The organism is Moorena sp. SIO4A1 (genome assembly GCF_010672065.1).
In the GTDB taxonomy this organism is placed as follows: domain Bacteria; phylum Cyanobacteriota; class Cyanobacteriia; order Cyanobacteriales; family Coleofasciculaceae; genus Moorena.
In genome coordinates, this window is sequence record NZ_JAAHHX010000570.1 from 1 (window position 1) to 1,651 (window position 1,651).

Consider the following 1,651-nt stretch of genomic DNA (forward strand, 5'->3'; position numbering starts at 1 on the left):
TGACTTCGGTAGAGTCGATGCCTGGTATTACCCAGGGCACCTCTCCTTCAAATCTGGGCGTGCGACTTTCACCGCACCCAGCTCCTAGATATCCTGACCTTTCGGTCTGCTTCCGTGGATTAGTTGATGGCAGCTGTGATGAACTGCTAGCAAATTCTTTGGTTTCCAGTTATCGTGGTTTCCATCAATATGATGTAAGTGTACGACTTCTTGCCCTAGGAATTTGTGTCCACATTGTCCACAGGAATGGTTTTGCTTAGTTAAGGCTTTGGAGGTAGCATTATCATAGAGCTTGCTATTGCGTTTGCTCCAGTAGACTAGGTCACCATCGTAGGGTGACTTAGTCCCTTTAACATTGACATGTTTGTTCTGTGAATAAGGTACCGCCGGAAATGCTTTGTTCACTAACCTTACGGCTTCGTGTTTGTCGATTTTCTTTTCCTTTATGAATTTACGGCGTGCTGATTCATTTGCAAACCATAAACTATTTCGAGAGCCGTCCATCTTGCAATACCGGTGGTAATTTCTCCAACCCCGAACAATGGGGGCTAGTTTTCTTGCCTTAACTAAAGCACCATAATTCGAGTTGCTGACCACGGCTTTGATTTTATTTCGGGTTGTTTTATAGTTTTCCTCTGAGGGGAAACTTCTGAACTTTCCGTTTTTCTGGACTCGAAAATTCCAGCCCAGGAAGTCAAATCCGTCTGTCGTTTTAGTTAGCTTAGTCTTTCGAGCGCTGATTTCCATTCCACGTTCAGCGAGGAAGCTTTTGATTTTATCTAGAATTTCCTCTGCATTGTCTTCTGGCTTGAGAATTATTATCATGTCATCCGCGTAACGGATGCTATTGTGTATATCTTCTATTCCATTAAGTGCGATATTGGCAAGTAATGGGCTGACGACACCTCCTTGTGGGGTTCCTTGCTCAGGGAATTCAGGATTGACTCCTGCTTTTAGGCATTTGAAAATCCCGTATTTTAAACCTGATGGTGCAATTATCCCGTCCATGATGGATTTATGGGAAATGCGGTCAAAACATTTCTTAATATCTAGCTCAATTATTCTTTTGTTGATGCCGTTTTTATTTGAGCATAAATTATGGAATATCAGCTTCTGAGCGTCGTGAGCACTTCTTCCGGTTCTGAACCCGTAACTTCGGGCGTGGAACGTGGCTTCATGTGCTGGTTCTAACGCAAATTTGGCTAGACATTGCCATGCTCTATCGGCAATTGTAGGGACTTTGAGAGTTCGAGTTTTACCATTTTTCTTGGGTATTGGGATTTCCCTAAGTCGATTATGCTTCCAGGTAAAAGCATAATCGTTCAGTTCCTCAAGAAGCTCGAATCTTTTTCGGTAGGACAGGGATGCCTTTCCATCAACACCGGCTGTCCTTTTACCTTTATTGAGCTGTGTCACTTGACGGATGGCCAAAAGTTGGGCTGAACGGGATTTTAGAATCAGTTTTTGTAATGACCGAGCTTTGTTGAGGTCACCATCTTGAACTGCTTTAAACACTCGTCTCTGTAGGCGGAATAAATTTTGCCGGAGTTTTTTCCAGTTTTGTTCTTTCCAGAGTTCACTATGTTTTACCATGTGTCTAACTATGCTCTTCATTGATTTGTGTTTTTCTGGATACCCGTGACCAGTTTCC

General features: G+C 43.0%; 1 protein-coding gene. It reads right to left on the reverse strand.

Annotation, left to right across the window (positions count from 1 at the left end):
* Positions 1 to 84: 84 nt before the first annotated feature.
* Positions 85 to 1,614 carry a reverse transcriptase domain-containing protein gene (locus F6K53_RS40740; RefSeq protein ID WP_293072059.1) on the reverse strand — a complete coding sequence of 510 codons (1,530 nt, stop codon included), beginning with the start codon at positions 1,612 to 1,614 and terminating at the stop codon, positions 85 to 87.
* Positions 1,615 to 1,651 lie beyond the last annotated feature (37 nt).